At 68.8% G+C, this 25,935-nt stretch carries 19 protein-coding genes and 1 pseudogene; 8 read left to right on the forward strand and 12 right to left on the reverse strand.

Annotated features, from left to right (window positions below):
- The first annotated feature begins 368 nt into the window (after positions 1–368).
- The gene (locus tag ACYVKA_RS03285; protein ID WP_460702945.1) at positions 369–4,814 is read left to right on the forward strand and encodes a glycosyltransferase; all 4,446 of its coding nucleotides are present in this window, start codon (positions 369–371) and stop codon (positions 4,812–4,814) included.
- Between the two features lie 66 nt (positions 4,815–4,880).
- Positions 4,881–5,813 carry a hypothetical protein gene (locus tag ACYVKA_RS03290; RefSeq protein WP_460702948.1) on the forward strand — a complete coding sequence of 311 codons (933 nt, stop codon included), beginning with the start codon at positions 4,881–4,883 and terminating at the stop codon, positions 5,811–5,813.
- A 60-nt stretch (positions 5,814–5,873) separates the two neighbouring features.
- On the opposite strand, the gene ACYVKA_RS03295 is transcribed toward ACYVKA_RS03290, so the two are convergent.
- From ACYVKA_RS03295 to wecB, 5 genes are all read right to left on the reverse strand, one after another.
- Positions 5,874–8,087 carry a DUF6270 domain-containing protein gene (locus ACYVKA_RS03295; RefSeq protein ID WP_460702950.1) on the reverse strand — a complete coding sequence of 738 codons (2,214 nt, stop codon included), beginning with the start codon at positions 8,085–8,087 and terminating at the stop codon, positions 5,874–5,876.
- A gap of 249 nt (positions 8,088–8,336) precedes the next feature.
- A complete protein-coding gene (locus ACYVKA_RS03300) occupies positions 8,337–11,540 on the reverse strand; it encodes a glycosyltransferase (protein ID WP_460702952.1) in 3,204 nt (1,067 codons plus the stop codon).
- Positions 11,537–13,273: an FkbM family methyltransferase gene (locus ACYVKA_RS03305; RefSeq protein ID WP_460702953.1), complete on the reverse strand. Its 1,737-nt coding sequence runs from the start codon at positions 13,271–13,273 to the stop codon at positions 11,537–11,539. The genes ACYVKA_RS03300 and ACYVKA_RS03305 overlap by 4 nt, the downstream gene beginning before the upstream one ends.
- A complete protein-coding gene (locus ACYVKA_RS03310; protein ID WP_460702955.1) occupies positions 13,270–14,064 on the reverse strand; it encodes a DUF6270 domain-containing protein in 795 nt (264 codons plus the stop codon). Before ACYVKA_RS03310 ends, ACYVKA_RS03305 begins: the two co-directional genes overlap by 4 nt.
- Before the next feature lie 144 nt (positions 14,065–14,208).
- Positions 14,209–15,447 (reverse strand): non-hydrolyzing UDP-N-acetylglucosamine 2-epimerase, encoded by a 1,239-nt coding sequence (gene wecB / locus ACYVKA_RS03315; RefSeq protein ID WP_460702957.1) that lies wholly within the window; start codon positions 15,445–15,447, stop codon positions 14,209–14,211.
- A gap of 236 nt (positions 15,448–15,683) precedes the next feature.
- Between wecB and ACYVKA_RS03320 the strand changes: the two genes are divergently transcribed.
- The 5 genes from ACYVKA_RS03320 (at position 15,684) to ACYVKA_RS03340 (ending at position 19,918) form a co-directional block, all read left to right on the forward strand.
- Positions 15,684–16,880 carry an LCP family protein gene (locus ACYVKA_RS03320; RefSeq protein ID WP_460702959.1) on the forward strand — a complete coding sequence of 399 codons (1,197 nt, stop codon included), beginning with the start codon at positions 15,684–15,686 and terminating at the stop codon, positions 16,878–16,880.
- Positions 16,881–16,986: 106 nt separating this feature from the next.
- Positions 16,987–18,030, forward strand: a complete 1,044-nt coding sequence (locus ACYVKA_RS03325; protein WP_460702961.1) for a zinc-binding dehydrogenase — start codon at positions 16,987–16,989, stop codon at positions 18,028–18,030.
- A 295-nt stretch (positions 18,031–18,325) separates the two neighbouring features.
- On the forward strand, positions 18,326–18,859 hold the full coding sequence (locus ACYVKA_RS03330) for a hypothetical protein (protein ID WP_460702963.1): 534 nt from the start codon (positions 18,326–18,328) through the stop codon (positions 18,857–18,859).
- Between the two features lie 60 nt (positions 18,860–18,919).
- A complete protein-coding gene (locus ACYVKA_RS03335; protein WP_460702965.1) occupies positions 18,920–19,447 on the forward strand; it encodes a helix-turn-helix domain-containing protein in 528 nt (175 codons plus the stop codon).
- A 9-nt stretch (positions 19,448–19,456) separates the two neighbouring features.
- Complete coding sequence (locus ACYVKA_RS03340; RefSeq protein WP_460703223.1) at positions 19,457–19,918, forward strand: hypothetical protein; 462 nt, start codon at positions 19,457–19,459, stop codon at positions 19,916–19,918.
- A gap of 25 nt (positions 19,919–19,943) precedes the next feature.
- On the opposite strand, the pseudogene ACYVKA_RS03345 reads toward ACYVKA_RS03340, so the two are convergent.
- From ACYVKA_RS03345 to nagB, 7 genes and pseudogenes are all read right to left on the reverse strand, one after another.
- Positions 19,944–20,075 (reverse strand): annotated as a pseudogene (locus ACYVKA_RS03345) (HipA N-terminal domain-containing protein); the annotation flags it as partial.
- A 9-nt stretch (positions 20,076–20,084) separates the two neighbouring features.
- Entirely contained in the window at positions 20,085–20,348 is a 264-nt protein-coding gene (locus tag ACYVKA_RS03350; RefSeq protein ID WP_460702967.1) for a helix-turn-helix domain-containing protein, read from the reverse strand.
- Between the two features lie 113 nt (positions 20,349–20,461).
- Entirely contained in the window at positions 20,462–21,730 is a 1,269-nt protein-coding gene (locus ACYVKA_RS03355; protein ID WP_460702969.1) for a M18 family aminopeptidase, read from the reverse strand.
- A gap of 23 nt (positions 21,731–21,753) precedes the next feature.
- Positions 21,754–22,008 (reverse strand): hypothetical protein, encoded by a 255-nt coding sequence (locus ACYVKA_RS03360; RefSeq protein ID WP_460702971.1) that lies wholly within the window; start codon positions 22,006–22,008, stop codon positions 21,754–21,756.
- Positions 21,983–22,264 (reverse strand): hypothetical protein, encoded by a 282-nt coding sequence (locus tag ACYVKA_RS03365; RefSeq protein WP_460702973.1) that lies wholly within the window; start codon positions 22,262–22,264, stop codon positions 21,983–21,985. The genes ACYVKA_RS03360 and ACYVKA_RS03365 overlap by 26 nt, the downstream gene beginning before the upstream one ends.
- Before the next feature lie 48 nt (positions 22,265–22,312).
- A complete protein-coding gene (gene nagA / locus ACYVKA_RS03370; protein WP_460702975.1) occupies positions 22,313–23,437 on the reverse strand; it encodes an N-acetylglucosamine-6-phosphate deacetylase in 1,125 nt (374 codons plus the stop codon).
- A complete protein-coding gene (gene nagB / locus ACYVKA_RS03375) occupies positions 23,434–24,216 on the reverse strand; it encodes a glucosamine-6-phosphate deaminase (protein WP_460702977.1) in 783 nt (260 codons plus the stop codon). The genes nagA and nagB overlap by 4 nt, the downstream gene beginning before the upstream one ends.
- Positions 24,217–24,387: 171 nt before the next feature.
- On the opposite strand from nagB, the gene ACYVKA_RS03380 reads away from it, so the two are divergent.
- Entirely contained in the window at positions 24,388–25,848 is a 1,461-nt protein-coding gene (locus ACYVKA_RS03380) for a DNA recombination protein RmuC (RefSeq protein ID WP_460702979.1), read from the forward strand.
- The last annotated feature ends 87 nt before the right edge of the window (positions 25,849–25,935 follow it).

The raw sequence follows: 25,935 nt of genomic DNA on the forward strand, positions 1-25,935 counted from the left end.
CTCCGGCAATGCCCCGACGAAGGCGGACGGCATGAAGACCATCAACCCCGCCGGTTCCTCACGACGGGTGCGCTTGTAGGTGATGGGCAGGTCGGGAAGCCGCTAGTCGACGACGTCGATGTCTTCGGGGTCAGTCACTGTCCACACCTCTCGCTGCTCCAACCAGGTATGGAATTCAGCCTAGGGCCGCCAGTGCCTCCATCCCCGGGCGACACCACCGCGCGGCCGAGGAAGGATGGCCTGGCGCGCCTGTGTGGAGGTGGCATCATTGCTCCCAGACGAATGAGCGCTGGGCACCGCACGAGGTGCCGCCTGCGGGGGCTGCGCTGTCATCCCGGCAACGGGTGAGACGAAAAGGTGACTGGCCAGTGCCCCATGACGACGAGACACGCACCCCCGACGAGCTGGACCAACTGCTGGTGGACGCCATCGCGGGGGATCCTGCTGCCTTCCGCGACGAGTTCCTCAGGATGCGTACGGCCGAGCTGGCGCAGCGGCGCAAGGTGGCCTTGCTCGAAGCGGAGTTGAAGAAGGCACGCCCCAGGGCGAAGGAGGCCGACGACCTGCGCCGTCGCCTGGGAGAGGCCCACGGCAAGCTCGAGGCCTATAAGAAGGAGTACCAGCGGCTCAAGAAGGACCTTGCCCGGGTGCGTGCCTCACGCAGCATGAAGGTCGGCAGGGCGGTCCTGTCCCCCGTGCATGCCCTGGGCGGACTCCGGGGCGGGCGTGGGGGCACCGAGCCGACCGCTGCCGCCCACGTCGGCCCGGCACGTCCCGAGCCGTCGCCGGGTGCGGACCGGTTCGACGGGGAGTCGGCACTGCCGGTCGGCCAGCGTTCGCTGGCCACCCTGCTGGAGGAGTTCGGCACCCATCCTTCGCCCGTCACCCTGCAAAGGGTGCTGAGTCGCCGGTGGTACCAGCACGGCCAGGTCGAGGCCGCTGCCCAGCTGGTGCAGTCCGAGCCCGAACTCGTCGCAGGCCTGTCGGATCGGGACCGCCTCTTCACCGAGCGGATCCTCGGAGAGGCGCGGTTGCGTGACGGAGCCTTCCCCGTCCCACCACGCAGCCTCAGGACGGCCTACCTGCCCGAGCCGGGCAGGGTGATGTACTGCGTCCACTCCACCCCCGTCTTCAACTCCAACGGGTACTCCACGCGCACCAAGGGCGTGTGCGAAGCTCTGTCCACCGAGGTGGACCTGCGTGTGGTGGCGCGCGCCGGCTACCCGTGGGACGGCAAGGCCGACATCGCCAAGCCGCCTCAGCGTCGCACCGAGCGGGTGCTCGACGGGGTGTCCTATGTGCATCTCCCCGGCTCGGGGCTCGCCACCGCCCCCGCCGACCGATACCTGGTGGAGGCGGCAGACGCCTTCACCCGCGAGGCCCTGCGGCAGCGTCCCGAAATGGTGCAGGCAGCGTCGAACTTCCGCACTGCCCTGCCCGCCCTGGTCGCCGCCCGACGGGTGGGGGTGCCCTTCGTCTACGAGGTGCGCGGATTCTGGGAACTGTCCGCTGCCGCCGCCAAGCCCGACTTCCTGGGCAGTGAACAGTTTGAACTGCAGTCGCAGCTGGAGACCCTGGTGGCCCGGGAGGCAGACGTCGTGCTGGCCATCACCGACCAGGTGAAGGACGACCTGGTGCGTCGCGGGGTGGACGCCGCGCGCATCCATGTGGCCCCCAATGCGGTCAACCCCGAGGTCTTCCTGCCCCTGCCGCGCGACGTGCGGTACGCGCAGCAGCGCAAGATCCGCACCGACGTGCCGGTGATCGGCTTCGCGGGCAGCCTGGTGGGCTACGAGGGACTCGACACGCTGCTCGAGGCCTCCGCCCTGCTGGAGGAACGCGAGGTCGAGCACCAGGTGGTGATCGCCGGTTCGGGCTCGGAACTGGAGGCGCTCAAGAAGCTGCGTGACGAGCGCGGTCTGCGCGAGGTGCTCTTCCTGGGACGTCTTCCGCAGGAGGAGATGCCCCGCCTGATCAGCACCTTCGACATCATGCCCCTGCCCCGCCACAGCCTGCCCGTCACCGAGATGGTCTCGCCCTTGAAGCCGCTGGAGGCCTTCGCCTCGATGAAGGCCGTGGTCATGTCCGATGTCGCCCCGCACCGTGACCTGGCGGGCCCCGATCAGGACCGGGCACTGCTCTTCACCGCCGGAAGCGCCGAGGCGCTGGCCGACGCCCTGCAACGCCTGGTCGAGGCGCCGAGCCTTCGCCAGGACCTGGGTCGTGCAGCCAGGCTCTGGACACTGGACGAGCGCCGCTGGAGCCATGTGGCGCAGACAATGACCGAGGCCCAGCGACAGGCCCGTGAGGTGCATCGCAGTCTGGCCATCGCCTGCCCCGCCACTCGCCTGGGCGAGGTGCGCGTCGGTCTCGTGGCGGACGAGTTCACCACCAGCACCCTGTCGGCCTCGCTCGACGTGACACCGCTGGACCGGCACCGATGGGCCGACCAGCTCGAGGAGTCGTCCCTCGATGCGGTGCTGATCGAGTCGGCATGGTCGGGCAACGGCGGACAGTGGCACCGGGGCATCGGTGACTACGGCGACGAGGAGCACGCAGACATCGTGGCGCTGCTGGAGGCCTGCCGGCAGCGCGGCATCCCCACCGCCTTCTGGAACAAGGAGGACCCGGTCCACTTCGACCGCTTCCGCTCCACCGCCAGCCTGTGCGACCACGTCTTCACCACCGACGCGGACATGGTGCCCCACTACCTGGCCACGCCGGGGGCGGTGAGCCGAACCGCCTCGGCAATGCCCTTCTACGCGCAGCCGCTGATCCACAATCCCCTGCCGTCCGAGATGGCCTACCACGACACCGTGGCCTATGCGGGGACCTACTACGGCGACCGGTACAAGGACCGTTCTCGGCAGCTGCTGACCCTGCTGCAGGTGGCCCAGCCGCTGGGACTGACCATCTATGACCGTCAGGCCTCCCTGCCCGACTCCCCCTACCGCTTCCCGGCCGAGTTGGACCAGCACAGCGTCGGCAGCCTGCCCTATGACCAGGTGATCCATTCCTACAAGGCCCATCTGGCCCACCTGAACGTCAACTCGGTGGGCAACTCGCCGTCCATGTACTCGCGCCGCGTGGTGGAGATCGCCGCCTGCGGAGGCGTGGTGCTGTCCGGACCCGGTCGCGGTGTGGACGAGACCTTTGCCGGGCTGATCCCCACCACGGGTGATCCGCTCACCGCACGCACCCTGCTGGGGGCGTGGAAGCACGATCCGCAGGAACGGGTCGCCGAGGCTTGGCGGCAGTTGCGCGCTGTGCACCGCTCCCACACCATCGCGACGGCGATCACCGTGATGCTGCGCACCATGGGCCTGGCGGTGGCCGCTCCCGAGCGTCCCTCCTACGGGTTGGTGGTGGACGGGAAGCAGGACCTGCTGGAGGCCGTGCTGGACCAGTCGCAGCCCCCGCTGGAGGTCTTCGTCGACGATGTCGACCAGGCCTCGGTCCTGGCGGGCTCCCGCATTGCCGTGCGTCCCCTCTCCGAGCTGGGCCAGTGCTCGGCCGAGTGGATCGGGCATCTCGACCGGCCGGTGGCGCGCACCCACTTCGAAGACCTGCTGACCGCCACCGCCTATGGCGACTGGGAGCGCATCGGCTGGCGCGTGGCCACCGGCACCAGTGCCGGCGAACCGATGGCCCGCCCGGTCAGTGTCGCCGGTTCCACACAGGGCCTGGTCCTCAGCGGCTTCGTCACCGGCGCCGACGACCTGGCCGAGGCCCTGCGCACCGAGCGGGAGAGCTCGGTGGAGCTGCTCCTGGCGCCCGTCCGGACGGCCGGACCGGAGGCCGTGGTCGAGCAGTCGGCGCCCTGGGCCACGCCCCGGACCGTGCTGGTGGCCGGCCACGACCTCAAGTTCGCCACCGGACTGGTCGGCGCGCTGGAGGAGGCCGGACACACCGTCCTGCTGGACCAGTGGCAGGACCATTCCCGGCACGACGAGGAACGCTCGCTGGAGCTGCTGGAGGAGGCCGACGTCGTCTTCTGCGAGTGGGGGCTGGGCAATGCCGTCTGGTACTCCCAGCACGTGAGGCCGGGTCAGCGGCTGGTGGTGCGGGTGCACTCCCAGGAGCTCTTCCGCCCCTACCTGTCGCGGATCGTCGCCCAGAGGGTGGACCGCTTCGTCTTCGTGGGTCCGCTGGTGATGGCCGCGGCGATCGCCAGCCACGGCCTGCCGGCCGGCTCCTGCCAAGTGGTGCCGAATCTGGTGCGTGCGGACGAGCTGGCCCTGCCCAAGCTGCCGGGGGCCGAGCACACCCTGGGCCTAGTCGGGATCGTGCCGCGCAGCAAGAGACTGGACCGCGCCCTCGACGTGCTGGAGGAAGTCCTGGGGCGAGACAGACGCTACCGGCTTCGCGTCAAGGGAAAGCAGCCCTCCGACTACCCGTGGATGGCGCAACGTCCCGAGGAGATGGCCTGGTACGAGGAGGTCTACGCCCGCATCGACGCAATCAATGCGGCACATCCCGGTGCCGTCACCTTCGACCCCCACGGTGACGACATGCCCGAGTGGTTCCGCGGCATCGGGATCGCGCTGTCCACCTCGGACTTCGAGTCCTTCCACTTCACGGTGGCCGACGGCGCCGCCTCAGGTGCGCTGCCGGCCTGCCTGGAGTGGCCTGGTGCCGACCTGCTCTACCCGCGTGAATGGCTGGCCGCCACGCCGGCCGAGCTGGCCGATTCGATCCTGGCCCGCCAGCGGATGCCGCGCGACGAGGAAGCCTTCGTGCGCGAGCACTACGACGCCCGCGTGCTGCTGCCACTGCTGGTGGACGTGGCCGTCGGCCCCACCCCCACCCACTGACGGCCGCGGCTTGCCACGGCTACCGGCCCCCGCCGACCAATCCCCGAACCGGACAAGGAATCCTCGATGCGCCCGATCCCCCGACTGACCGTGCTCTGCCTGGCCATCACCCTGCCCTTGCTGGGCGCGTGTGGCTCCAACCCTGACCCCGACAACCCGCAGGACCCCGCCCACCCGTCGACCATCGCATGGCGTGCCCAGCAGCTCACCAGGGCTGCCGGCACCGAAGAGGTGTCCACCATCGTCAGTGCCCGCACCAGCATGACGGCCCGATTGGCGAAGAAGTCACGCATCACGGGATGGGCCATCACCCAGGGAGGCAGTCCGAAGGCGATCGATGTCGCCTCCTACACCCCGGTGGCGACCCTGCCGTTGGGCAGGCTCGACATGGCCTCCCAGCAGGAACTCGCCTCCCGGGCGTGCAATGGCGTCTCCCGAATGGTGACCACGGTCGTCGCCACCGGTCACGCGGTCACCTCGGTGCAGTGCGGGGACGACACGCAGGTGAGGGCAGTCCTCGTGGATGGCAAGCAGTTGCCGCCCTCCCCCGACCGCTTCTCCCCCGAGGGGATCGCCTGGGCACTTGAAGCCGCACGAACAGTGGCGCCCCAGGGCGGGCCACTGGCCCTCAATCTGGGGCCCGAGGACACGGTCTCGCTCATCGTGCCCACCATCGCTGCTGGAGGCACCAGGTGCCACCAGCCCACGGTGACTGTTCCCGTGCCCGGGCACGAGCTGGGGCAGGTGGCGCCGGAGACGTGCAGGACCGCGAAGGATCCCCGCGCCGACCGTTTCTACTCAGCCCGTGGCAGTGTCGACCTCTCCCAGCTTGATCCCGGTCGTGTCAGCCGCGCCCTGGGTCTCGCGGCCCAGAAGGCGAACAGCTCCCTCGAGGAGTGCTCTGCGGCGCAGGTGCGTGCCTCGAAGGGTGGAGCGGAGGCAGTGGTCTCCTGCCCGGCCGGGGGAGGCAGGACCTACGCCGTCGAACCGATCGACTGACCCCGGCCCACCACGGCCAGGCTGCCGTGGGGGCCCTTGGTCCCCACGGCGCCGAAGGGATCAGGTGACCTTCTCCAGCCGGGCCAGGAAGTCGCGGTAGTACCCCGGGACGTAGTGGAAGGGGGAGACGCCCCACTGATGGCTCGGGTCCGCAACCCAGTGCCGCTCGTCGACCATGATGATCCGCTCGGGCGGGACGTCGCCGGCGATCCGTTCCAGACGATCGGCGAGCCAGCTGTTGGCCTCGATGATCTCGGTGGCCTCCCCTGCCGGCTGGTCACTGCCCTGGACCGTCGCCACCCAGGGGGCGGCATGCACGACCAGTCGCGATCGAGCACCGATCCGGTCGAGGAGCGCGAGGAAGTCTGTCCACCCCTGTTCCCACAAGGATGTGTGACGTGCAGAGCCGAACTCGTGCACGGTGGCCGTGGAGGTGTCGACCCCGAGTTGGCCGAACTCCCACGACGCGGTCACCAGTCCCCCGTCCGGGTACTCCAGGACCGGGAACCGCTCGTCCACCATGTCGTAGACGATGGTCTCGAAGTCACCACCCTCCAACCAGGCACGTGCCCCCTTCTCGATGTCGTCGCGCACGGTACGGCGCAGGAAGGCGGAGGCCAGAGGGCCATAGTCGGGGTCCAGTCCTCGGGGCGCAGGGCCCGTCATGCTGCCCAGCGCGGTACGTGCCAGGTACCGGGAGATTTCGTAGTGGTTCGGCTCGGCGACCTCGAATGCGTCGCGGGTGACGCAGCTGCCCACGATGGCAATCCTTCGCGGGCCGGGATCCTTGGGTCCATCCTGCTCGGCGGGGGCAGCACAGCCGGACACGAGGCGCGCCACGAGCTCCCCGGTCTCCCGAGCCGAGTGGCCCGCGACCATGTGGGTCAGGCCCTGGACAACGATCCCTGCGGGCAATGGCGCGTGGCCGTCACCCCAGGCCAGCACTCGTGCCACTCCCCCGCCCGACGGCGCCAGGAACTGGCCGTCCCGCTCGGACCAGCCCTCGCGAGCCATCAGGGGTCTGAGGTGCTTGTCCAGGTGCCAGTCCGCCGCGTTCTGCAGGATCAGCACCTCTCCAGCCGCGGCCAGACCCGAGACGCGGTGTGTGATGCCCCGGGCGGCCAGCATCTTCTCCAGGTGGCGGCGCTCGGGCAGCCGCACGCTGATGCCCGGGATCGCGTGGGTCAGGTACTTGCGGACGAAGATGGGCGCGTAGTCGAGGATGTCGGTCTGGGGATTCCAGACGAAGGCCTGCGTACCACCCCCCAGGACCGAGGCGAAGTGCAGTGCGGCAAGACCTCCACCCGATCCCCCCGCCAGCAGCAGTTTCCGGCCGAAGTGTCGGGAGAGTTCACCGAGCAGCGAGGCGATCGTCTCCTGGACTTCCCTGTTCGCGGCATACCAGCCGAGGACCAGTTCCTCGTCGAGGTGCAGCGTGGGATCGCTCACCGCCACCCATGTGGTGCCGAGCGCTGCGGACACCGACCGTCCCGAGAAGTAGGGAGGCGTGGTGCCGGCGCGCTTGCTCATGGCGCCGTTGAGGAAGACCACGATCGGTTCCGGACCATCGTGGGCGATTTCCTCGTTCACCAGGATGTCCACGTGGTTGCCGTCGGACAGGCGGAAGACGTGGACCCCGGCCTGCCAGTCACCCGACTCGGCCCAGGACCGGCCTGCCTCGTGGTGGACCACTTCCAGGTTCATCCGCTCGTGGTTGCACTGGTCCGTGGACTGTCGGGGAGGCGGGATTTGCAGGACCGGCACCGGCTCCACGGTGACGCCCGCGGGAACCAGCTCGGGGCGGCTGGCTGCCAGCGCCGCGAGCAGCTCCTTCTCGAAGGCCCGGGGGAAGCTCCCCACGCATGTGATCGGATCACCTTGCCTGTCGGCACGAAAGCATCGATGACGTGGGTCCACCGTGATGATCCGCTCGGGCGGCAGGGATTCCCGGATGATGCCGTGGAGCGCCGCGAGCCAGTCGTTCTGCGTCTGGAGCCACGCCTCCTTGGGATGGGCAGTGCCGTGGTCGTCCATCAGGGCGAAGTAGGCCTCGTGGACGAACAGGCGGTCCAGCTTCCCGCTGGCACGCAACTGGTCCATGAAGGTCATCCATCCCCGGCGCCAGAGCTCCAGGTGGCCTGGCTGTCCAAGGGCCACCGGCGCCTGACCGCTCCCCGATGGTCCTGGTAGCCGCTCCTCGAGGCAGTCGAGCAGGATGATGTCGTGGGTTCCGACCTCGACGGCGGTGCGCAGACCCTGCCCATCGTCGCCCATTGCGACCGGCGAGGGGGGCTCTCCCTGACGGTGAGGGTCAGCGGAGTCCGACGAAAGCAGGCTGGTCAAGGACGTGCGCGTCACCGAGCTGGCGAGGTCGACATCGACCCACTGGATCGCCCGTAGGGCCGCCAGGCTCTGCCCACTTCCTATCACCAGTGCCCTCAACCCCACGTCGTGTGCCTTTCGCTCGCGCTTGCCCTGCTGTCATGTCAATCGTTGCCCGTCATGGGCCCGTGGGCGTTCGGCTCAGTCCAGCACCAGGGCCAGTTCCTGCGCGATGACCTTGTCCAGCGCCACCTGTGCACGGGCCCGTGCCGCAGCGGCGGCCGAACGCCGCAGGAAGTCCTCCGGGTCGTGGGCCAACTGCCACACCCCTTCGGCGAGGGCATGGTGGTCCTCCCCCGGCACCAGGACCCCACAGCTGTCGTCCACAAACTCGGGCACGGCAGCCACGGCGGTCGTCACCGGCACCAACCCCGAGGACATCGCCTCGTCACGGGAGACGCCCTGGGTGTCCATTCGCGTCGGCACCAGGAAGATGCCGTGGTCCCGGTGCAGCTCCGCGATCTCGGGGTGGGTGAGGAAGCCCTGCCTGATGTCCACATTGCCGAACTCCTGCAAGGGCTGGAGCGTCTCCTCGAAGAGGGGGCCGTCCCCACAGAAGGTGAAGTGCAGGTCATCGAAACCTTCGCGCCCCGACAGGTCCACCACCGCCTTCACGCTCAGGTCGTTGGCATAGGTCGCATTGGCATAGGGACGGATGCTCAGGATCCGTCGGGCATCGGCAGCCGACTTCGGATGGTGGGCGAACAGGTCGGTGTCGATCGGGTTGTGGATGATCGAGTAGCGGTCCTCATGCAGGGGCGCGATGTCGTCGAAGACCGTCTCGGCGAACTGGCGCGAGACGAAGACGAAGTGGAAGTTCTCCGGAGGATGGTCGAAGACCTCCTTCCAGAACTTCTCCCGCTTGGCCGAGAGCAGCTGCGCCTCCTCGCGGTCTGCCTCGGTGTGCAGGTTGAAGGCCCGACGCCACCACGGCTGGATCTCGAAGCCGTGGACCCAGACGACCACCTTCTCGAGGGAGGTCTGCTGGCGCAGGATCTTCCACAGCGGCGGGGTCAGCACGTGCACCATGGCCCTCCGGGTCCGCCCCAGCGCCAGGGTGGCGGCCAGGGTCGCTGGGTCACACCCGGTGACGTCGACGTCCTCGAACTCGCGGAACTCACGCCCCACACGGTGCGGGTCCACCACCATCACCTCGGACTCCAGACCCTGCGAGTGGTAGGCCCGCACCCTGGAGTGCACGAAGGCATTGCGGTAGAGATTGTCGTGACTGGGGTAGATGTTGCTGATCACCAAGGTGTCACCGGCCATACGGACCGGCATCGGGGCGGCGGGCACCCGGGTGCCGGCCAGACGCTCCAGGACGGCCTGCCCCGGCCCCTTCACCCTGAACCCCAGACGCAGGTGGGTGGCCCCCTGCGGCAGTTCCAGGGGCACGGAACGGCCATTGTTGACCATCACGTGGCCCAGACGGTTGCCCTGGTCGTCCTGGAAGAGGACGGCGAGCGTCACATCCAGTCCGGGGCCCACCCGGAAGTGGACGGCCGGCTCCTGCGGGTCGAGGAGGCCCTCGATGGGCATCGCCTGACCGTAGCCGTACAGGTGCGCCCCGGCCTCCAGCCAGGATCTGATCTCCACCTGGCCGGTCTCGTGGATGCTGAACTCCCATCCCTCGACGGGGTCGACGCTCGATGCCGTCGCGACCAGGTCGAACTCCCAGTCGGTCAGTTCGTCCTCCGGCACCTCGAGGTCCTGGGCATGGTCACGCAGCTCAGCCAGGCTCGCACCCTCGTCCACGTCCAGGTCGTCCAGTGCTGCCAGGATCGTGGCCGGTGCCGCGCTTCCACCGGCACAGTGGCCCAGGGATCCCACGGCCAGTCCGGCCATCTCGTCGGGCCAGGACCGCTGCTCGACCACAGCCTGCCAGGCAGCGCCGGTGATCATCCCGCGGTGCAGCACCAGGGTGGAGCTCATCTGCCAGCTGTGACCCTCCCGTTGCAGGCGCAGCTGGCCGTCGGTGAATTCCCAGTGCTCGTCGAGCCCGGCACAGTCCACCTCGGCCCACCCGAGGGCCTGCCCCAGGTCGGACAGATGGTGGGGTCCGTACCAGTCCGCGGCGTTGACCCCTGCGGCATGGGTGCAGCCCTCCACCCCTGCCCAGTCCAGTGCGGCCGGGACGGAGGCGAAAACCCGCACCCGAGGATCCTCGGGCTGGTCACAGTCCCCCACCAGGGCCAGGAGCCACCGTGCATGGTCCTGCCCCTGGACCGTCTCCAGCACCACACGGGCCTGTTCGCCGTCCTCGACAGTCGCCAGCAGGAAGACGTCGGGCACGTCATCGACGTCCGGCAGCAGCCCGAGTTGCCGGGCGATGAAATCGGTCCGTTCGGCATAGGTGTGCTCCCGCATCACCTTGCGCAGCGCCATCGTGCGCAGGCGCTGGACCCCATTGGGTTGTGCCTCCAGCCACGCCAGACGGCTGGCCGTCTGGGCGGGCGAGTCCGAGGCCAGGGCCAGGTCGCCGAACATGGCGCGCAGGCCTCGGGAGAAATTGCTGATCACCAGCGTGTTGCTGGCCATCAGCTCGTAGACGCGCCGCGCGAACATCGACTGGCTCTGCTTCACCGAGTTCAGGTTGAGGTTCGCGGTGTAGCCCTTGTAGGCGATGTCGATCTCGGAGGGCGTCAGGCCTCCGACGATGAACTGCCGGTAGTCCTCGGGGAAGCTGTAGTCCCCCTCCGGCTGGCCGAAGTTGCGGTCGTAGATGTGGAAGGGGCCGCTGTCGGCCAATGCTGCCGACAGGTGTTCCAGGTCGATGATGCGTTCGGGATACCTGCGGTAGTAGGCACCGGCGAAGGCACATCCCTCGATCCGGCGGAAGGATTCCACCGGGTTGTGCACCGCCGGCTGTGCCGCGAAGGGCAGGAAGTGCACATTGTCGTGGCCGACGGCTGCGCGGTAGCGGGGCACCACGTCGAGATCGGTGGTGAAGATGGCGTCGAACTCTCGCGCCAGGGTCAGGAAGGTCCGGAAGTGCACCGGGTCTTCCTTGTTCCAGAAGGCGGTGGGGACACCCCGCTCCCGGCACCACTGGAGGATCCCTCGGATCTCCGGTCCCATCCGGAAGACCTCGTTCCACCACGTCTGGTGGGCGCCGCGCCAGGCCGACTCCACCAGCAGCATGTCCGGCTGGGCAGCAGCCAGTTCCACCTGCCAGTCGCGCATCGTCAGGGGGGCCAGGTCGACCTCCGGATCGAAGCACGCGGCGGAGAAGTCGTCCAGGATGCAGGCCACGGTGAGTCCGCCGGCTCGGCCCGAGCGCTGCCGCAGGGGAACCTCCGGGCGCGACAGGCGCCGCTGCGTCATGAACTGCGGTGCGTCGCTCACGGGTTGATCTCCTTTGTGGTGGGCGAGCCTGCCGTGCGTCCTGCCGTGTAGAGCCGCCATGGCAGGGTCAGGACTGTGACCGGCCCGCGGGTGCGCCCGAACTCCTTGCCGACGCGCATGGTGCGACTGCGTCGCAGCAAGGACAGTTCGTGACGCAGCTGGCGATTCTGCTGTTCCAGGTTCTGGACGGTCCCGGCGAGCCGATCGACCTGACCGGCCCACTGCTGCGCCTCGCCGGCCTGGCGGTCGATGACCAGCGCATGGTCCTGGAGGACGGTGTTCATCCTGGCGAGGTCGCCCTCGAGCTCGCGTGCCCGGGTTCGCATGTCGGCCACCTCCTGCTCCAGGGCGGCTGACCGGTCCTGGAGGGCCTGCTTCTCGCGCCTGTGCCGGCCCTCCAGTCCCTCCAGCTGGCGACGTAGGCGTGCAATGAGCCCGTCGGCGATTCCTCGCTCCTTCTGCGCACCGTCCAACTGGCGAAGCTGGCGTGCCACGAGCCCCTCGGCGATCCGTCTGCCCTTCTGTTCCTCCTCCAGCTGCCGATGCACACCCTCCAGCTCGGCCAGCCGTCCAGTCATCTCCCGCTCTGCTGCCTGCCGTTCCCCGATCCAGGTGCGCAGGTGCTGCAGGTCCTCGACGTGCATGTGCACGGCCTCTGGCTGGGGACACGCAGGCGCCATGCCGGGGCGCTCCAGCGAGGCGATGATGCGCCGGGCCTCCTCGCGCTCGCGCGCCCACCCGAGTCGCCCGGCCCTGTCCGCCAGCTCCTGGAGGAGACCTTCGCGCTGCCGGTCTGCAGCCTGTCGCTGGGCACGCAGCTGGGTGTCCGCTGCGGCGCGGGCCTCCCGCAGCCGGGCCGCGTGCTCCCCCTTCAGGTCCAGCAGTTGCTGCTGCAAGTCGCTGACCAGGGCCGTGGCCTGGCGATACTTGGCGTTGGCCTCGTACAGGTGTTCGCGTGACGTGGTCCACCCCACCTGCGCCTGGTGGTAGCGCAGCAGCAGCCCGGTGACCCCGGACTGGTCGCGCGGTTCGGCGGACCATGCGAAACGGTGGGTCGGCGAGGCATTGAAGGTCTGCTCGTAGTGATAGCCCAACGGCTCCAGGAGGGCCCAGACATCGGCGAAGGCCTGCTCGTCGAGGCATTCCACGTAGAGCAGGGGGTGGTGACGCTCGATCACCGGCATGGCTCCGCGCAGCACCTCCACCTCGGTCCCCTCGGTGTCCACCTTGATGGCTGCGACGGCGCGCCCGGGATCGGTGAGGATGCCCACCGTGACCTCGATCCCTGTCGACCCCTCGTCCAGGTGCCCGATGCCCATGTTCTGTTCGGTCATGCCCACCAGACGGGAGCGGCCGTCATGGTCGGACAGTGCCTGCTCGACCACCTCGACCCGGCCCGTCAGCTGGTTCGCCTCCACCGACACGCGCAGCGCCTCGGCCAGCTCGTGGTGCGGCTCGAAGGCGATCACGTCCCGCCCGTGTGCGCCCCAGGCCAGACTGTGGTTGCCGATGTTGGCGCCGACGTCGACGACCAGGTCTCCCTCTCGCGTGCGGGCGAGAAGGTCCTCCACCATCTCCTGCTCATAGGGCTGGGCAGTACTGGCGACGTGGTGCTGGATCGAGTCGGTCTCGGCCCACGGCAGGTGCATCCGGTAACCGACCTCGCCCACCCTCACCGGGTGGAGGCGGGTCCCGTGCTCACCGGGGCCATTCCCGTCCGGGGACCGGGTCATGCGTCAACCTCTGCGGCAAGGACCGACGACGGGGCGCCCGCCGTACCTGTGATGGCGGCGACACAGCGGTCAAGTTCCTGGAGGAAGTGGAGGTAGTAGGGGTGCACGTAGTGGAAGGGACTGACGCCCCAGCGGTGTCCCCCGTCCGCCACGGTCAGGGCATTCGGCACCCTGATGAAGCGATCGGGGGGCAGGGAGCTGCGCATGACCTCCTCCGCCCGCGCCAGCCATGCATTGGCCCTGGCAATCTCCTCCGGCCGGCCGGGCGAGTCCCCGGTCTGTTCGACGGTCGTTCCCCAGTAGGCCAGGTGCACCACCAGCCGGTCCCTGAGCCCGGCGTCGTCCAGCAGGCGCAGGAGCGTGGCCCAGCCACGACGCCACCGTGTGAAGTGCTCCTCGCTCCACGGCAGGATGCGTCGGTACTGCCCGGATTCGATCCCCAGGTGTCCGAACTCGTTGGACAGGGTCACCACCCCGTCATCGGGCAGGACGGCGAGGGCAAAGCGTTCGTCGATCGGGTCGTAGACGATGACATCGGGGGAATTGGTGCGCAGCCAGTAGCGACCGAACTTCTCCACGTCCCAGCGCACGACACGTCGCTGGAAGGCCGAGGGAATGCGATCGAAGTCCGCCCCCAGCTGACGAGTGGCCGGACCCAGGAAGCTTCCCAGCCCGGTGCGCGCGCTGTAGTGCTCGATCGTGTAGCCGCTGGCCTCCGCGCAGGCGAAGGCATCCCGGGTGACGCAGCTCCCGATGATGGCCACCGAGACCGGTTCCTGTTTGCCTGTCACCGGCGTCTCCTCCTGATTGATGGGGTGCAACACACTCCCGGACCAACACACCAGGCCCGAGCTCCATTCTTCTGCCATTCCTCAGCTTCGAGACAGAGCCACGCGGGCAGCCGGGGTGGAAAATGCCACCCCGGCCCTGACGGACTACTGCTGCGCGACGGCGTAGGGCGAGGTGACGCCGACGCTGGGAAGGCTCTCGGCCACCGCCTCCTCCAGTTCCTCCACCTCACCGACCAGCTCCGGCACGAAGTCGGCCACACGCGTGCCGACCCCGAGCAGCTGCTCGATCGCGGCCACGGCCCGGCGGGCGGCCAGGCCGTCGCCGTAGGGGTTGACGGCGTGGGCCATCTCCTCGTAGGCGATCGGATTGTCCATCAGGCGCGCCACCTCGTTGACGATGCGCTCGGTGTCGGTGCCGACCAGCTTCACGGTGCCGGCGTGGACGGCCTCGGGGCGCTCGGTGTTCTTGCGCAGCACCAGCACGGGCTTGCCCAGGCTGGGGGCCTCCTCCTGCACGCCGCCGGAGTCGGTGAGCACCAGGTGGGCGGCCTTCTGCAGGTGGATGAACTGCACGTAGTCGAGTGGCTCGATGGTGATGACATTGGGGTGCTGCTCCAGCACGGGCACGAAGACCTCGCGCACGGCCGGGTTGCGGTGCATCGGGAAGACCACCACCGCATCCGGGTAGCGCTGGGCGATGCGGCTGACGGCGGCGGCGATGGCCTTCATCGGCTCGCCCAGGTTCTCGCGGCGGTGCACGGTCAGGGCGATGATGCGTCGCCCCTCCTGCACGGCACGGGTCAGGCGCTCGTCGTCGAAGCTGGCATCGATCTCGGCGGTCTTGAGCATGGCGTCGATGACGGTGTTGCCGGTCACCACGATCTGCTCGTTGTGCACGCCCTCGGCCAGCAGGTTCTTGCGGGCCTCGTGGGTGGGGGCCAGGTGCAGGCGGGCGACCTGCCCGGCGAGCTTGCGGTTGGCCTCCTCGGGGAAGGGCGAGTCGATGTCGCCCGAGCGCAGGCCGGCTTCCAGGTGCACGACGGGGATGCGGCGGTTGAAGCCGGCGATCGCGGCGGCGGCGACGGTGGTGGTGTCGCCCTGGACGACGACGGCGCCGGGCTGCACCTGGGTGATCAGCTCGTCCATGGCGGCAAAGACCTTGCTGGAGAGCTTGTTGAGGCTCTGGCCGGGCTCGAAGAGGTTCAGGTCGTGGGCGGGGACGATGCCGAAGACCTCATTGACCTGGTCGAGCATCTCTCGGTGCTGGCCGGTGATGGCGGTGACGCACTCCAGGACGGAGGTCTGCTGCATCGCCCGCACCAGCGGGGCCACCTTCACGGCCTCGGGGCGGGTTCCGTAGATCACCAGGACACGGGGGTTCATGGGTTCTGCTTTCTCGTGACGCAAGGACTGAACCGTCCCGCGCACGAGGGTGGGCCACGCCGGACGGACCGGCCCCGCAGGGCCGGGGTCTTCTCCCCCGAGAAGCAGCATGTCCTCGCCCCCCGGCAAGTTATGCAGCACGACCACCATATCGGATTCAATGGTTTTCGGCCGATGGTGTGCCGCACAGGGGGTCAATCCGGCCTTGAGCCAGGCCCAGCCGTAGAATCCGATCTATGATGTCCGACTCCCCCACCGGCACGGCAGCCCCCCGCCGACCGCGCCCGCTCCTCATCGCCCTCATCGGTCTGCTGGTCCTGGCACTGGCTGGCGGCGGCTACTACGTCTACCGCCAGCAGAGCGCCTACAACAACGTCAAGCAGGAGGGCCTGCTGCCCAGCACCCAGGCCGCCGCGCTCGTCGTCCCCCAGGACGACCAGGGCAACCTCGTCGACCCGAAGGGCCAGATGCTCGCCGACGACCAGGGCCAGCCGATCGACGCCTCCACCCTGCACGTCGACGCCGAGGGGCGCGTCGCCGACGCCCGCAACCGGCCGCTGCTGGTGCTCGACGGCACCGCGCTGCCCAAGATGAGTGAGGACCAGGAGGGCGAGTACCTGATGGGCGTCAGGAGCAATGCCGCCGCCCAGCCCAGCAAGGCGGCCAGCGCCGGCGAGGCCCTCAACTTCCTGGTGGTCGGCACCGACAAGGCCGACGGCGGCAGCGCCCGCAGCGACGTCATCGTCGTCGCCCACATCTCCAGCGACCGCAAGCGCGTCGACCTGATCCACGTGCCGCGCGACTACTACGTCACCATCCCCGGCCACGGCAAGAACAAGATCAACGCCGCCTACGCCAGCGGCGGCACCGGCCTGCTGGTGCAGACCCTGCAGCCACTGCTCGGCGTGCCCATCGACCACGTCGCCAAGGTGGACTTCGAAGGCTTCAAGAACATGGTCGACGCGCTGGGCGGGGTCAACCTGCCCGTCGACGGCCAGCGCGTGCGGATGAACGGCGACGAGGCCCTCACGTGGGTCCGGGAGCGCAAGAGCCTCGGCCAGGGCGACATCTCCCGTGGCCAGCGCCAGATGCAGTTCATCCGCGCCGTCATGATGGAGTACCTGGGCCGCAGCGGCGTCGACAGCGCCTCCCAGGCCAGCAAGCTGATCGACGTCACCGCCGAGAACGTCGTCGTGGACGACTCCCTACCGCCCGCCGAGCTGAAGAAGCTCGCCCAGAGCCTCGACGACGTCAACGGCGAACGCCTCACCATGCACACCGCCCCGTGGACCTCGGCAGGCCCCGGTCCGCACGGCATGGCCATCGTGAACGCCAGCGAGCCCCAGCTGAAGAAGCTCGCCACCGCCCTGCAGACCGACTCGATGCAGGGCTACACCGACGACGTCTCGCCCAAGAGCGGCTTCGGGGGCTGAGGATTGTCCAAGGATCCACACACCCGATCGGCGAGCATCCAAGGGTCGCGGTAGAACTGTGACACAGGGCCGACGACGACGCGACCCCCGATCTCCAGGAGGCTCCATGACCCGCACGATGCTCGCCGAACGCTTCTACGCCGACGAGAGGAGGATCACGCTCGAGGAGCTGCCCATTCCCGTTCCCGGCCCGGGCCAGGTGCGGATCAAGGTCGCCTACTGCGGCATCTGCCACTCCGACCTGTCGTTGATCGACGGCAACTTCCCGGCCCGGATCCCCGTGGTCACCCAGGGCCACGAGGTGAGCGGCCACATCGACGCGCTGGGCCCCGGCGTCACCGGATGGTCCGAGGGCGATGCCGTGATCCCCAGCGCTGGCCGCGCCTGCCTGGCCTGCCGCAACTGCCGCCGCGGCAACTTCGCCGACTGCCTCAACCTGCAGCTGATGGCCTTCGACTTCGACGGCGGCTGGGCCGAGTACCTGGTGGTGAACGCCACCGGACTCACCCGAGTGCCCGACGGCGTGCCGATGGACCAGGCCGCGATCCTGGCCGATGCCGTCTCCACCCCCTTCGGCGCCGTGGTATGCACGGCACAGGTCCACCTGGGCAATGCCGTGGGCGTGTGGGGCCTGGGTGGTGTGGGAACGCACATCGCGCAGCTGTCAAAGCTGGCCGGCGCGGTGCCGATCATCGCCGTCGACATCAACGATGCCGCCCTGGAGCGCGCCACCCGTCTGGGAGCCGACTTTGCCTTCCGCGCCGACGACCCCGACCTGGTAGCCAAGATCGAACAGGCCACCGGGGGCCGCATGATCGACGTCGCCTTCGACGCGGTCGGCATCACCGCCACCACGGCCCAGGCGATGAAGACCCTCGACGTCAACGGCAAGCTGGTCAGCGTCGGCCTGAGCGGCCAGGAGATGAACATCGGCACCTTCAACGAGGTCGGGCTGCGACGCAAGCAGGTGATGGGCCACCTGGGCTACAAGGTGCAGGACATCGCGATGCTGGCCGAGCTCGTGGCATACAAGCGCCTCGACCTGTCGGAGTCGATCTCGGCCGTCGTCCCGCTGCGCGAGGTGGAGCGGGGTATCAAGATGCTCGAGAGCCGCGAGGGCAATCCCATCCGCATCCTCGTCCAGCCCTGAGCCAGTGCCTCGACGGGCCCGGCCGATGCATGCGGCCGGGCCCGCCCCGACAGTGATGACCGACTCGATGGAGCACGAGGCCGGAGATGTCTGCCCCAGCAACGGCTTGCGGGGGCACATGTGCCAAGCCGGGCCACCTCACCACATGCGGCTGGTCAGCCGACCACGCGGAATCTCCATCCGGTACGCTCGCACCCATGGCGACGGGCTCCAGTGATGCAGCTACGACACCCGGGCCTGCCCAATGAATTGGCCAGTTGACCCAGCCACGGGTTCAGAGATCCATCCCGGAGCCATGAGTGGGATCGCGCGGGAGTGGCGTGGTTTGGATGTGCCGGGCCACACGAGTGTCTTCTGTGGCATTGACGAGTTGCTGAAAGCACGCCACGGTTGGCAAGAGGAGCCCCACCCCGGCATCGTACGTGGCCGCCGTAGCGACCTTCGCGCACTGATCAAGAGGGCGGAACAAGGCGCCCTGAAGCCTCAAGAGTCGAAGTGGTCAAGGCAGAAGCTGACAGCCCCCTTCGTATGGGAGCTCAAATGGCAATTCGACGGCACCCGGGCAAAGAAGGGCAAGAAGGGCGCGCGGCCGCGACTTCCCACGGCGGGGCAGATCGAGTGTCGCATCTACTACGCCGAGCCAGATGCGGTCGACTTCACCGTGGTCTTGTACGCCCACAAGAAGAGCACCGTCGGCACCCAGAAATCCATCAACGACGCACAGTCCAGACACATGAAGACAGCCGCGAACTGGCTCCAGCAGTACGCCACCATGGCTCCGCCATGGGGTGCCGTGTCACGCCTGCTGGACGTTGCGCCTCTCAAGTAACAGCCCTACCCCGCACTGCGGTGGCTTGCCTCCCGCCGCCGCATCTATAGACTCAAGGTTATGAAGACGCTACGGGAAGCGCGCGGTGAACGTCTCACCGCCGACGAAAGCCGGACGCTCGATCAGCTGTCGGACCAGCTGTCCGAGAATGATCTGCAGTTCATCGAAGCGTTGATCGCCGTCCGTGAGCAGCGAGGACTCAGCCAGAGCGAGGTCGCCGAGATCATGCAGGTGTCGCAGCCGGTGGTCTCGAAGTTCGAGTCCCTTGAAGGCAATCCCACACTTGCCACCATTCGCCGCTACGCAAACGCCATCCAGGCGCTGTACTGCCACAAGGTTGAAGCGGAGGCAGGCCAACTGGACGATGATCGGGCGACGGACTGGGTCAGCACCACGATGAGCGCGCGCGTCACCGCTCAAGATGGCGAAGGGACGTCGTTCGTCCAGCAGACCACCCGCAACGCGCTGTCCGTTACGTGGAACCAGTCCAGCGGAGGCGCAACCGTACTACACCTGGTCTCGGATCCTCCAAGCTCGATGAGCAGTGCCAGTGACACCAACCGCAGTGACTTCGCACTGGCCGGATAGGTTTCTGCCGTGGACATCTTTGAGTTGGTGCAGTCGGTCACCCTCACGGAAGTGAGGATCGTGGAAACCTACGGCGCGGCCAAATTTCCTGGGGGTCGTGTGACCGAGGTGGAGGCCCCCTCCGAAGGGAGCCTCGACATCGAGGTCCACCCGGTCACGTGGCACTCACGAATCGAGACGTGGTTCCGCATGACCTTGACCAGTGCAACCTCGGAGATGCGAGTAGGGGTTGCCGTCATCTATGACCGAGACTCAAGCTCCGAGATTTCCACCGACCTTGGGGCCGAGTTCATCGAGAAGGTCTCTGTCATGACGGCATTCCCCTACCTCCGGGCCCAAGCGCAGCGCATCGCCGCTGACATCCAAGTGGGCACAATCGCCATCCCAGTGCTGCGACAGGGTGACTTCCATGTCGATCGGGGAGAGCTGGCGCAGAACCGGGAAGCAGGCCCTCCACCCAACTACGGGTGACGCGGTTACCGTGACGCCTATCGGTCATTGGCATCGACAGGCTGAGTGGTGTCGGATCCGGCGCATCGAGATAGTCCTCGTCATAGATGAATTCCATCCCGGATCCCTGACGGATGGTCCCCGCGCGCCGACCTCCGACGAAGACTGCCAGATCCATGGCCACGGCTCACCACTCCTGGTTGTCGAGCAGGGCTGCGAGGTCGCTGGAGTCGGCTGGGACGACGTTCTCGACGAATCGAAGCCGTACCTGCAGAGCGCGCAGGACGGCGAAGACCTTGTCCACCTGTGCCCCACCATGACCCGACTCGAGCTGGCCGAGCCACCGTCTCGACACCCCGGCAGCCGCGGCAAGGTCAGCCTGAGTGAGTCCCTGCTGCGTTCGGACGCGCTGCACCTCTCGGCCCAGTTCGATGTGGTTGGCGATGTCCATGTGCACGCTCCATTACATCGACGAATGTGATCATACGGTCACATCAATTGATGCTACTGAACGTTCGCATCGTGATCAATGGGCGCCAGGGCCTCGCGAAGCTTCGGCGCCGGTCAGGCTCCGGCCCAGTAGGCACGCAGGGCGCGGCTGAAGTACCAGGGGTCCTCGACTCCGCACAGCTCACGGGCCGAGTGCATGCTCAGCAGCGGGATGCCGACATCGACGGTGGTGATGCCCAGGCGGGTCGCCGTCAGCGGCCCGGTGGTGGAGCCGCAGGGCACCGCATTGTTGCTGACGAAGGGCTGCGTGGGCACGTCGGCCTGCTCGCAGGCCCGCTTCCACAGCGCCGCCCCGATCCCGTCGGTGGCATAGCGCTGGTTGGCGTTGATCTTGAGCAGCGGGCCCCCGTTGAGCTGCGGATGGTTGTTCGGGTCGTGCATGTGCACGTAGTTGGGGTGCACGGCATGGCCGGCGTCGGCGCTCAGGCATGACGAGCGGGCCAGCATCGCCCGGTAGGCCGCACCAGTCGCGCCCATGCCCTCGGCGATGCGCACCAGCATGTCCTCCAGGAAGGGCCCGCACGCACCCGAGCGGGTCGCACTGCCCACCTCCTCGTGGTCGAAGGCGGCCAGCACGGCCACGTCGTGGCCCACCTCCGCCTCGAGCAGGGCCTGCAGGCTGGCGTGCACGCTCGACAGGTTGTCCATCCGCGAGGCCGCGAAGAATTCGCTGTCCGGCCCGAAGACCACCGGCGCCTCGGTTGGGAAGGCGTAGACGTCGTGGTGGGCCAGCTCGCTGGGGTCGATGCGCGCCACCCGGCACAGGTAGTCCTCGATGTCGAGCTGCTGGTCGAGCGAGTAGAAGGGCATCAGGTGCTGCTGGCGGTCCAGCTTCAGCTGGTCGTTGACGCTGCGGTCCAGGTGCGGCGCCAGCTGCGGGATGCGGGCGATCGGACCGGTGCGCACCAGCGTCACCTCGCCGTCGAGGGTCACCAGGCGGCCGGCCAGGCCCAGCTCACGATCCAGCCAGGAGTTGTTCAGCCCGCCGCCGTAGACCTCCATGCCGGCCTGCTGCCAGCCGGCGGTGGTGCTGGTCGGATTGGGCTTGAGCTTGAAGCTCGGCGAGTCGGTGTGGGAGCCGACGATGCGGAAGCCCGAGGTGGCGTCGGCATCCTCGGGGATGGTCCACGCGATCAGGGCGCCGTCGCGCACGACGAACTGGCTCCCCTGCACCTGGGGCCAGCGCTGGCCCTCGTCCAGCTGCTCGAAGCCGGCACCCCGCAGCTGCTCGGCCATCTCGGCGACGGCGTGGTAACTGGTGGGCGAGGCGGTGATGAAATCGGCGAAGGAGCCGATGAAGTCTGCGGCGGCATCGGTGGACATGGCGCCAGTATGGCCCATCGGCCTCAGCGCGGAGACTGCGAGGCAGCCTGTGCGGCTGAGTGCTTCAGCCGGTCTTCCGTGCACTCGTCGTCGACGCAGTTCCAGCCCGAGAGCACCAGGGTCGACGTGTGGTCCGGGTGGTCGATGACGAAGCAGGGATTGTTCACCTCCGCCACCTGGGTGATCGTCGAATCGGCGACGTCGGCGCAGCGCTGTGGCAGGCCGAGGTCGGAAAGGACCACATCCAGGTGCTCACAGGTCTCGGGATTCGACGGCATCCTGACGGCAGGCCCCTCCAGGTGCACCGCATCGCTGGGAACCCGCCTGGGCAACCCAGCTGCTGTCACTGGCGAAGCCACTGTCCTGCGTGTGGACAGCCCCGATCTTGGCATCCCGGTCCACGTCGATGCGGCACTGGTCGGCGAAGGCGTAGGTGTCGGGCCCCGAGCCACAACCAGCCAGCGCCAGGGCCGACAGCAGCGCCGCGGATGCCAAGGGCCCTGCGGACCGGCGCATCTGTCCAAGGGAAGTCATGTCCCCATCCTCGATCGCGAGGCGGGGACGGCACATCCGTCCGCGGTCTCAGACCTGGCGCACTCCCCTGCGCCAGACGTCGCACACCTCGAGACCCTGGTCCAGGGTGACCAGGTCGGCCAGCGCGCCCGGCGCGATGCGGCCCAGGTCTTCCCGTCCGAGGGTCGTCACCGGGGTGAGGGTCGCGGCACGCACGGCATCGACCAGGTCGAGGCCAGCCTGCTGCACGCAGAAGCGCACCGCCGCGTCGAGGGTCAGGGTGCTGCCGGCGATCGCTCCCCCGCCGGCCAGCCGCGCGATGCCATCGCGCACCTCCACCCGCAGCGGGCCCAACTGGTAGTCCCCGTCGTCGCTACCTGCCGCCGCCATCGCATCGGTCACCAGCACCATGCGCTCGCCCTTGATGCGGGCGATGTCGGCCACGATCGCGCGGTGCAGGTGGACGCCGTCGGCGATCACCTCGGCCACCACCCGCTCGTCCTCCAGCAGGGCCGTCACCAGCCCCGGCTCCCGGTGGTGGATGGGCCGCTCGGCGTTGAACAGGTGGGTGGCAACCCCTGCCCCCGCCTCGATCGCGGCCCGTGCCTGGTCATAGGTGGCGTGCGAGTGCCCGGGGGCGGCGATCACTCCGGCCGCGACCAGCTGGGCGACGGCCTCGGGGCCGCCGGACCGCTCGACGGCCAGCGTCACCATCCGGATGGTGCCCTGCGAGGCCTCCAGAAGCCGGGCGATGTCGGCCGTCTCGGGATCGCGCAGCAGCGCCGGGTCGTGGGCGCCGCAGTGCTGGCCGGAGAGCCACGGGCCCTCCAGGTGGATGCCGAGGAGTTCGTCCTCGCGCACCAGCGGTGCCAGGGCCCGGCACTGCTCGGCCAGGTTGTCGATGCTGTCGGTGACCAGCGAGGCCATCTGGCTGGTGGTGCCGTGCGCCAGGTGGGTGGCCAGCACCGTGTGGGCTGCCTCGGCGCCCTCGGTGTAGGCCACCCCGCCGCCCCCGTGGGCATGGATGTCGACGAAGCCCGGCACCAGCAGCCGCTCGCCCAGGTCGACGACCTCGTCGGCCTGCGGTGCCTCGCCCTGCCCCACCTGCGTGATGCGGTCGGCCTCGACCAGCACCCAGGCGTTCTCGAGGACTTCGGGGGTCAGCACCCGGCGGGCGCGCAGCAGCAGGCTCATGGCCTCCACTCTGGCACGTCCTGCTCGACGGCCCGGAAGTGCTCCCGCAAGGTCAGACGACTGGCCGCGGCCTCGTCCACGACGACCACGACGTCCGGGTGCCACTGCAGCGCGGTGCAGGTCCACATCGCCGAGACCGCACCCTCCACCAGCTGGCGCACCGCCTCGGCCTTCTGCTCCCCCTGCGCCATGACCACGACGCGGCGGGCCTCCATGATGGTGCCCACCCCCTGCGTGATGCACTGGCGCGGCACCGCGTCCTCGTCACCGTCGAAGAAGCGGGCATTGTCCTTGCGAGTCTGGGCTGCCAAGGGCATCACCCGGGTGCGGGAGGCCAGCGACGACCCGGGTTCGTTGAAGGCGATGTGCCCGTCGGTGCCCAGGCCGCACACCTGCACGTCGACGCCGCCCGCCTCACGGATCTGGCGGTCGTAGTCGCGCGCCGCCTGGTGCGGATCCTCGGCCAGGCCGTCGGGGCCGTGCACCTTGTCGGGGTCCATGTCGGTCGCCTGCACCAGGTCGCGCAGGATCACCTGGCGGTAGCGCTGCGGATGGTCCTCGGCCAGCCCGACGTACTCGTCCAGCATGTAGGCGCTGCATCCGGCCAGCGCGATCTCACCGGCCTCGACGCGACGGCCGAGCTCCCGGTAGAGCGGCAGTGGGCTGGAGCCGGTCGCCACGCCCAGCACGGCCTCCGGGCAGGCGCGCACCACCTCGGTCACCCGATCCGCGGCCCGCGCGCCCAGTTCCTGTTCGGACTGCGTGACGACCACCCTCATGACCTCGACCTGCCTTCCTGTCCGGGAGCGCACCGTGACACTCCACTCGATGCCCCCACCCTAGTCAGGGCTCAGTCCACAGGGCTCGAAGTGGACTGTCGGGGTGCGCGAATGCCCATCGCGGGTGAGCGTGCGCGAAAACTGTCAGAGCCATGCGGCACAGTGGCGGGCATGGACACCACCGCAGTCGTCGCTCTCCTGGCCGGGCTGGTCGTCGGCCTGCTGGTCGGTTTCGCCGCCTCACGCCTGGTGGCCCGCGCCCAGGACGAGACGGGCGCGGCCCAGGCCCGCGAGGACGCCGCCCGGGCCCACCAGCAGAGTGCCGATGCCCGCGCCGAGACCGAGCGGGCGCGCGCCGACCTGGAGCGGCTGCGCACCACCATCGCCGAGGTCGACGCGCAGGTGGCCGAGAGCCGGCTGGAGGCCGCCCAGGCCCAGGCCGACGCCTCCGAGATCAGTTCCCGCCTGGCCTCGATGGAGGCCCAGCGCGACGCCGCCCTGCACCGCGCCGCCGACCTGGCAGCCGACCGCGACACCCTGCTCGACCGCTTCAAGGTGCTCAGCGCCGAGACGCTGGCGCAGCAGTCGCGCACCGTCGAGGCCTCGGCCGAGCAGCGCCTGCAGGCCACCGAGCAGGTGCTGGCGCCGGTCAAGGAGTCGCTGCAGGCCATGAACGAGCGCCTGGCCGAGGTGGAGAGGTCGCGCGCCAGCTTCACCGCCGAGCTGCGTGAACAGGTGCGCTCGGTGACCGTCACCGGCGAGAACCTTCGACGCGAGACCAATGTGCTGTCCACCGCGCTGCGCAAGCCGCAGGTGCGCGGCGCCTGGGGCGAGCTGCAGCTCAAGCGGGTGGTCGAGATCGCGGGCATGGTGGAGCACTGCGACTTTCTGCAACAGACCACCACGACCACCTCGGGCGATGCCACGATCCGGCCCGACATGAAGGTGATGCTCGGGGAGGGCAAGTTCCTCTACGTCGACTCCAAGGTGCCGCTGGCCGCCTTCCTCGACGCCCAGGAGGCGCGCGACGAGGCCTCCCGCAACGAGCGCCTGGCCTCCTTCGCGCGCAATGTGAAGGCCCACGTCGACCAGTTGAGCGGCAAGCGCTACTGGACCGCCGACGTCGGCACGCCCGAGTTCGTGGTGCTCTTCATCCCCTCGGAGGCACTCGCCGCCGAGGCCCTGGCCCAGATGCCCGACCTGCACGAGTACGCGGCCGGCAAGAACATCATCCTGGCCACCCCCACCACACTGATCGGGCTGCTGCGGGCCGTGGCCTACTCGTGGAAGCAGGCCGCCCTGGCCGACTCGGCCGCGGAGGTCTTCGTGCTGGGCCGCGAGCTCTACGACCGCCTGGGGACGCTCGGCAGCAATTTCGACAAGCTCGGCCGTTCCCTGCAGAGCTCGCTCAAGAACTACAACGCCGCCGTCGCCTCCATGGAGGGTCGCGTCATGGTGACGGCCCGCCGCTTCCGCGACCTGCAGGTGACCGACACCGAGCTGCGCTCCCCCGGCGCCATCGACGAGCCCCTGCGCCAGATCTCCGCGCCGGAGCTGGTGGAGGACGCCGGCCAGGTGGAGACGATCATCGCTCGCGAGCCGCGCAGCAGCCGCGACAGTGCCGCCGGCTGAGCACCTGTCGTGACCTGGGTGCAGGACGGGTCTTGTACTTGCCCGAATACCCGCCTAGCCTTGTAGGCACGTACCTACGAGGAGGCG

The sequence above is a fragment of the Luteococcus sediminum genome (assembly GCF_054783495.1).

Bases quoted from the DNA above. Each gene is read 5' to 3' on its own strand.
- ACYVKA_RS03350 (WP_460702967.1), bottom strand. From the start codon at position 20,348: ATGGACATCGCCAACCACATCGAACTGGGCCGAGAGGTGCAGCGCGTC.
- ACYVKA_RS03355 (WP_460702969.1), bottom strand. From the start codon at position 21,730: ATGTCCACCGATGCCGCCGCAGACTTCATCGGCTCCTTCGCCGATTTC.
- wecB (WP_460702957.1), bottom strand. From the start codon at position 15,447: ATGAACCCCCGTGTCCTGGTGATCTACGGAACCCGCCCCGAGGCCGTG.
- ACYVKA_RS03320 (WP_460702959.1), top strand. From the start codon at position 15,684: ATGATGTCCGACTCCCCCACCGGCACGGCAGCCCCCCGCCGACCGCGC.
- ACYVKA_RS03295 (WP_460702950.1), bottom strand. From the start codon at position 8,087: ATGGGCGACGATGGGCAGGGTCTGCGCACCGCCGTCGAGGTCGGAACC.
- ACYVKA_RS03360 (WP_460702971.1), bottom strand. From the start codon at position 22,008: ATGCCGTCGAATCCCGAGACCTGTGAGCACCTGGATGTGGTCCTTTCC.
- ACYVKA_RS03305 (WP_460702953.1), bottom strand. From the start codon at position 13,273: ATGACCCGGTCCCCGGACGGGAATGGCCCCGGTGAGCACGGGACCCGC.
- ACYVKA_RS03290 (WP_460702948.1), top strand. From the start codon at position 4,881: ATGCGCCCGATCCCCCGACTGACCGTGCTCTGCCTGGCCATCACCCTG.
- ACYVKA_RS03365 (WP_460702973.1), bottom strand. From the start codon at position 22,264: ATGACTTCCCTTGGACAGATGCGCCGGTCCGCAGGGCCCTTGGCATCC.
- ACYVKA_RS03325 (WP_460702961.1), top strand. From the start codon at position 16,987: ATGACCCGCACGATGCTCGCCGAACGCTTCTACGCCGACGAGAGGAGG.
- nagB (WP_460702977.1), bottom strand. From the start codon at position 24,216: ATGAGGGTGGTCGTCACGCAGTCCGAACAGGAACTGGGCGCGCGGGCC.
- ACYVKA_RS03335 (WP_460702965.1), top strand. From the start codon at position 18,920: ATGAAGACGCTACGGGAAGCGCGCGGTGAACGTCTCACCGCCGACGAA.
- ACYVKA_RS03380 (WP_460702979.1), top strand. From the start codon at position 24,388: ATGGACACCACCGCAGTCGTCGCTCTCCTGGCCGGGCTGGTCGTCGGC.
- nagA (WP_460702975.1), bottom strand. From the start codon at position 23,437: ATGAGCCTGCTGCTGCGCGCCCGCCGGGTGCTGACCCCCGAAGTCCTC.
- ACYVKA_RS03330 (WP_460702963.1), top strand. From the start codon at position 18,326: ATGAGTGGGATCGCGCGGGAGTGGCGTGGTTTGGATGTGCCGGGCCAC.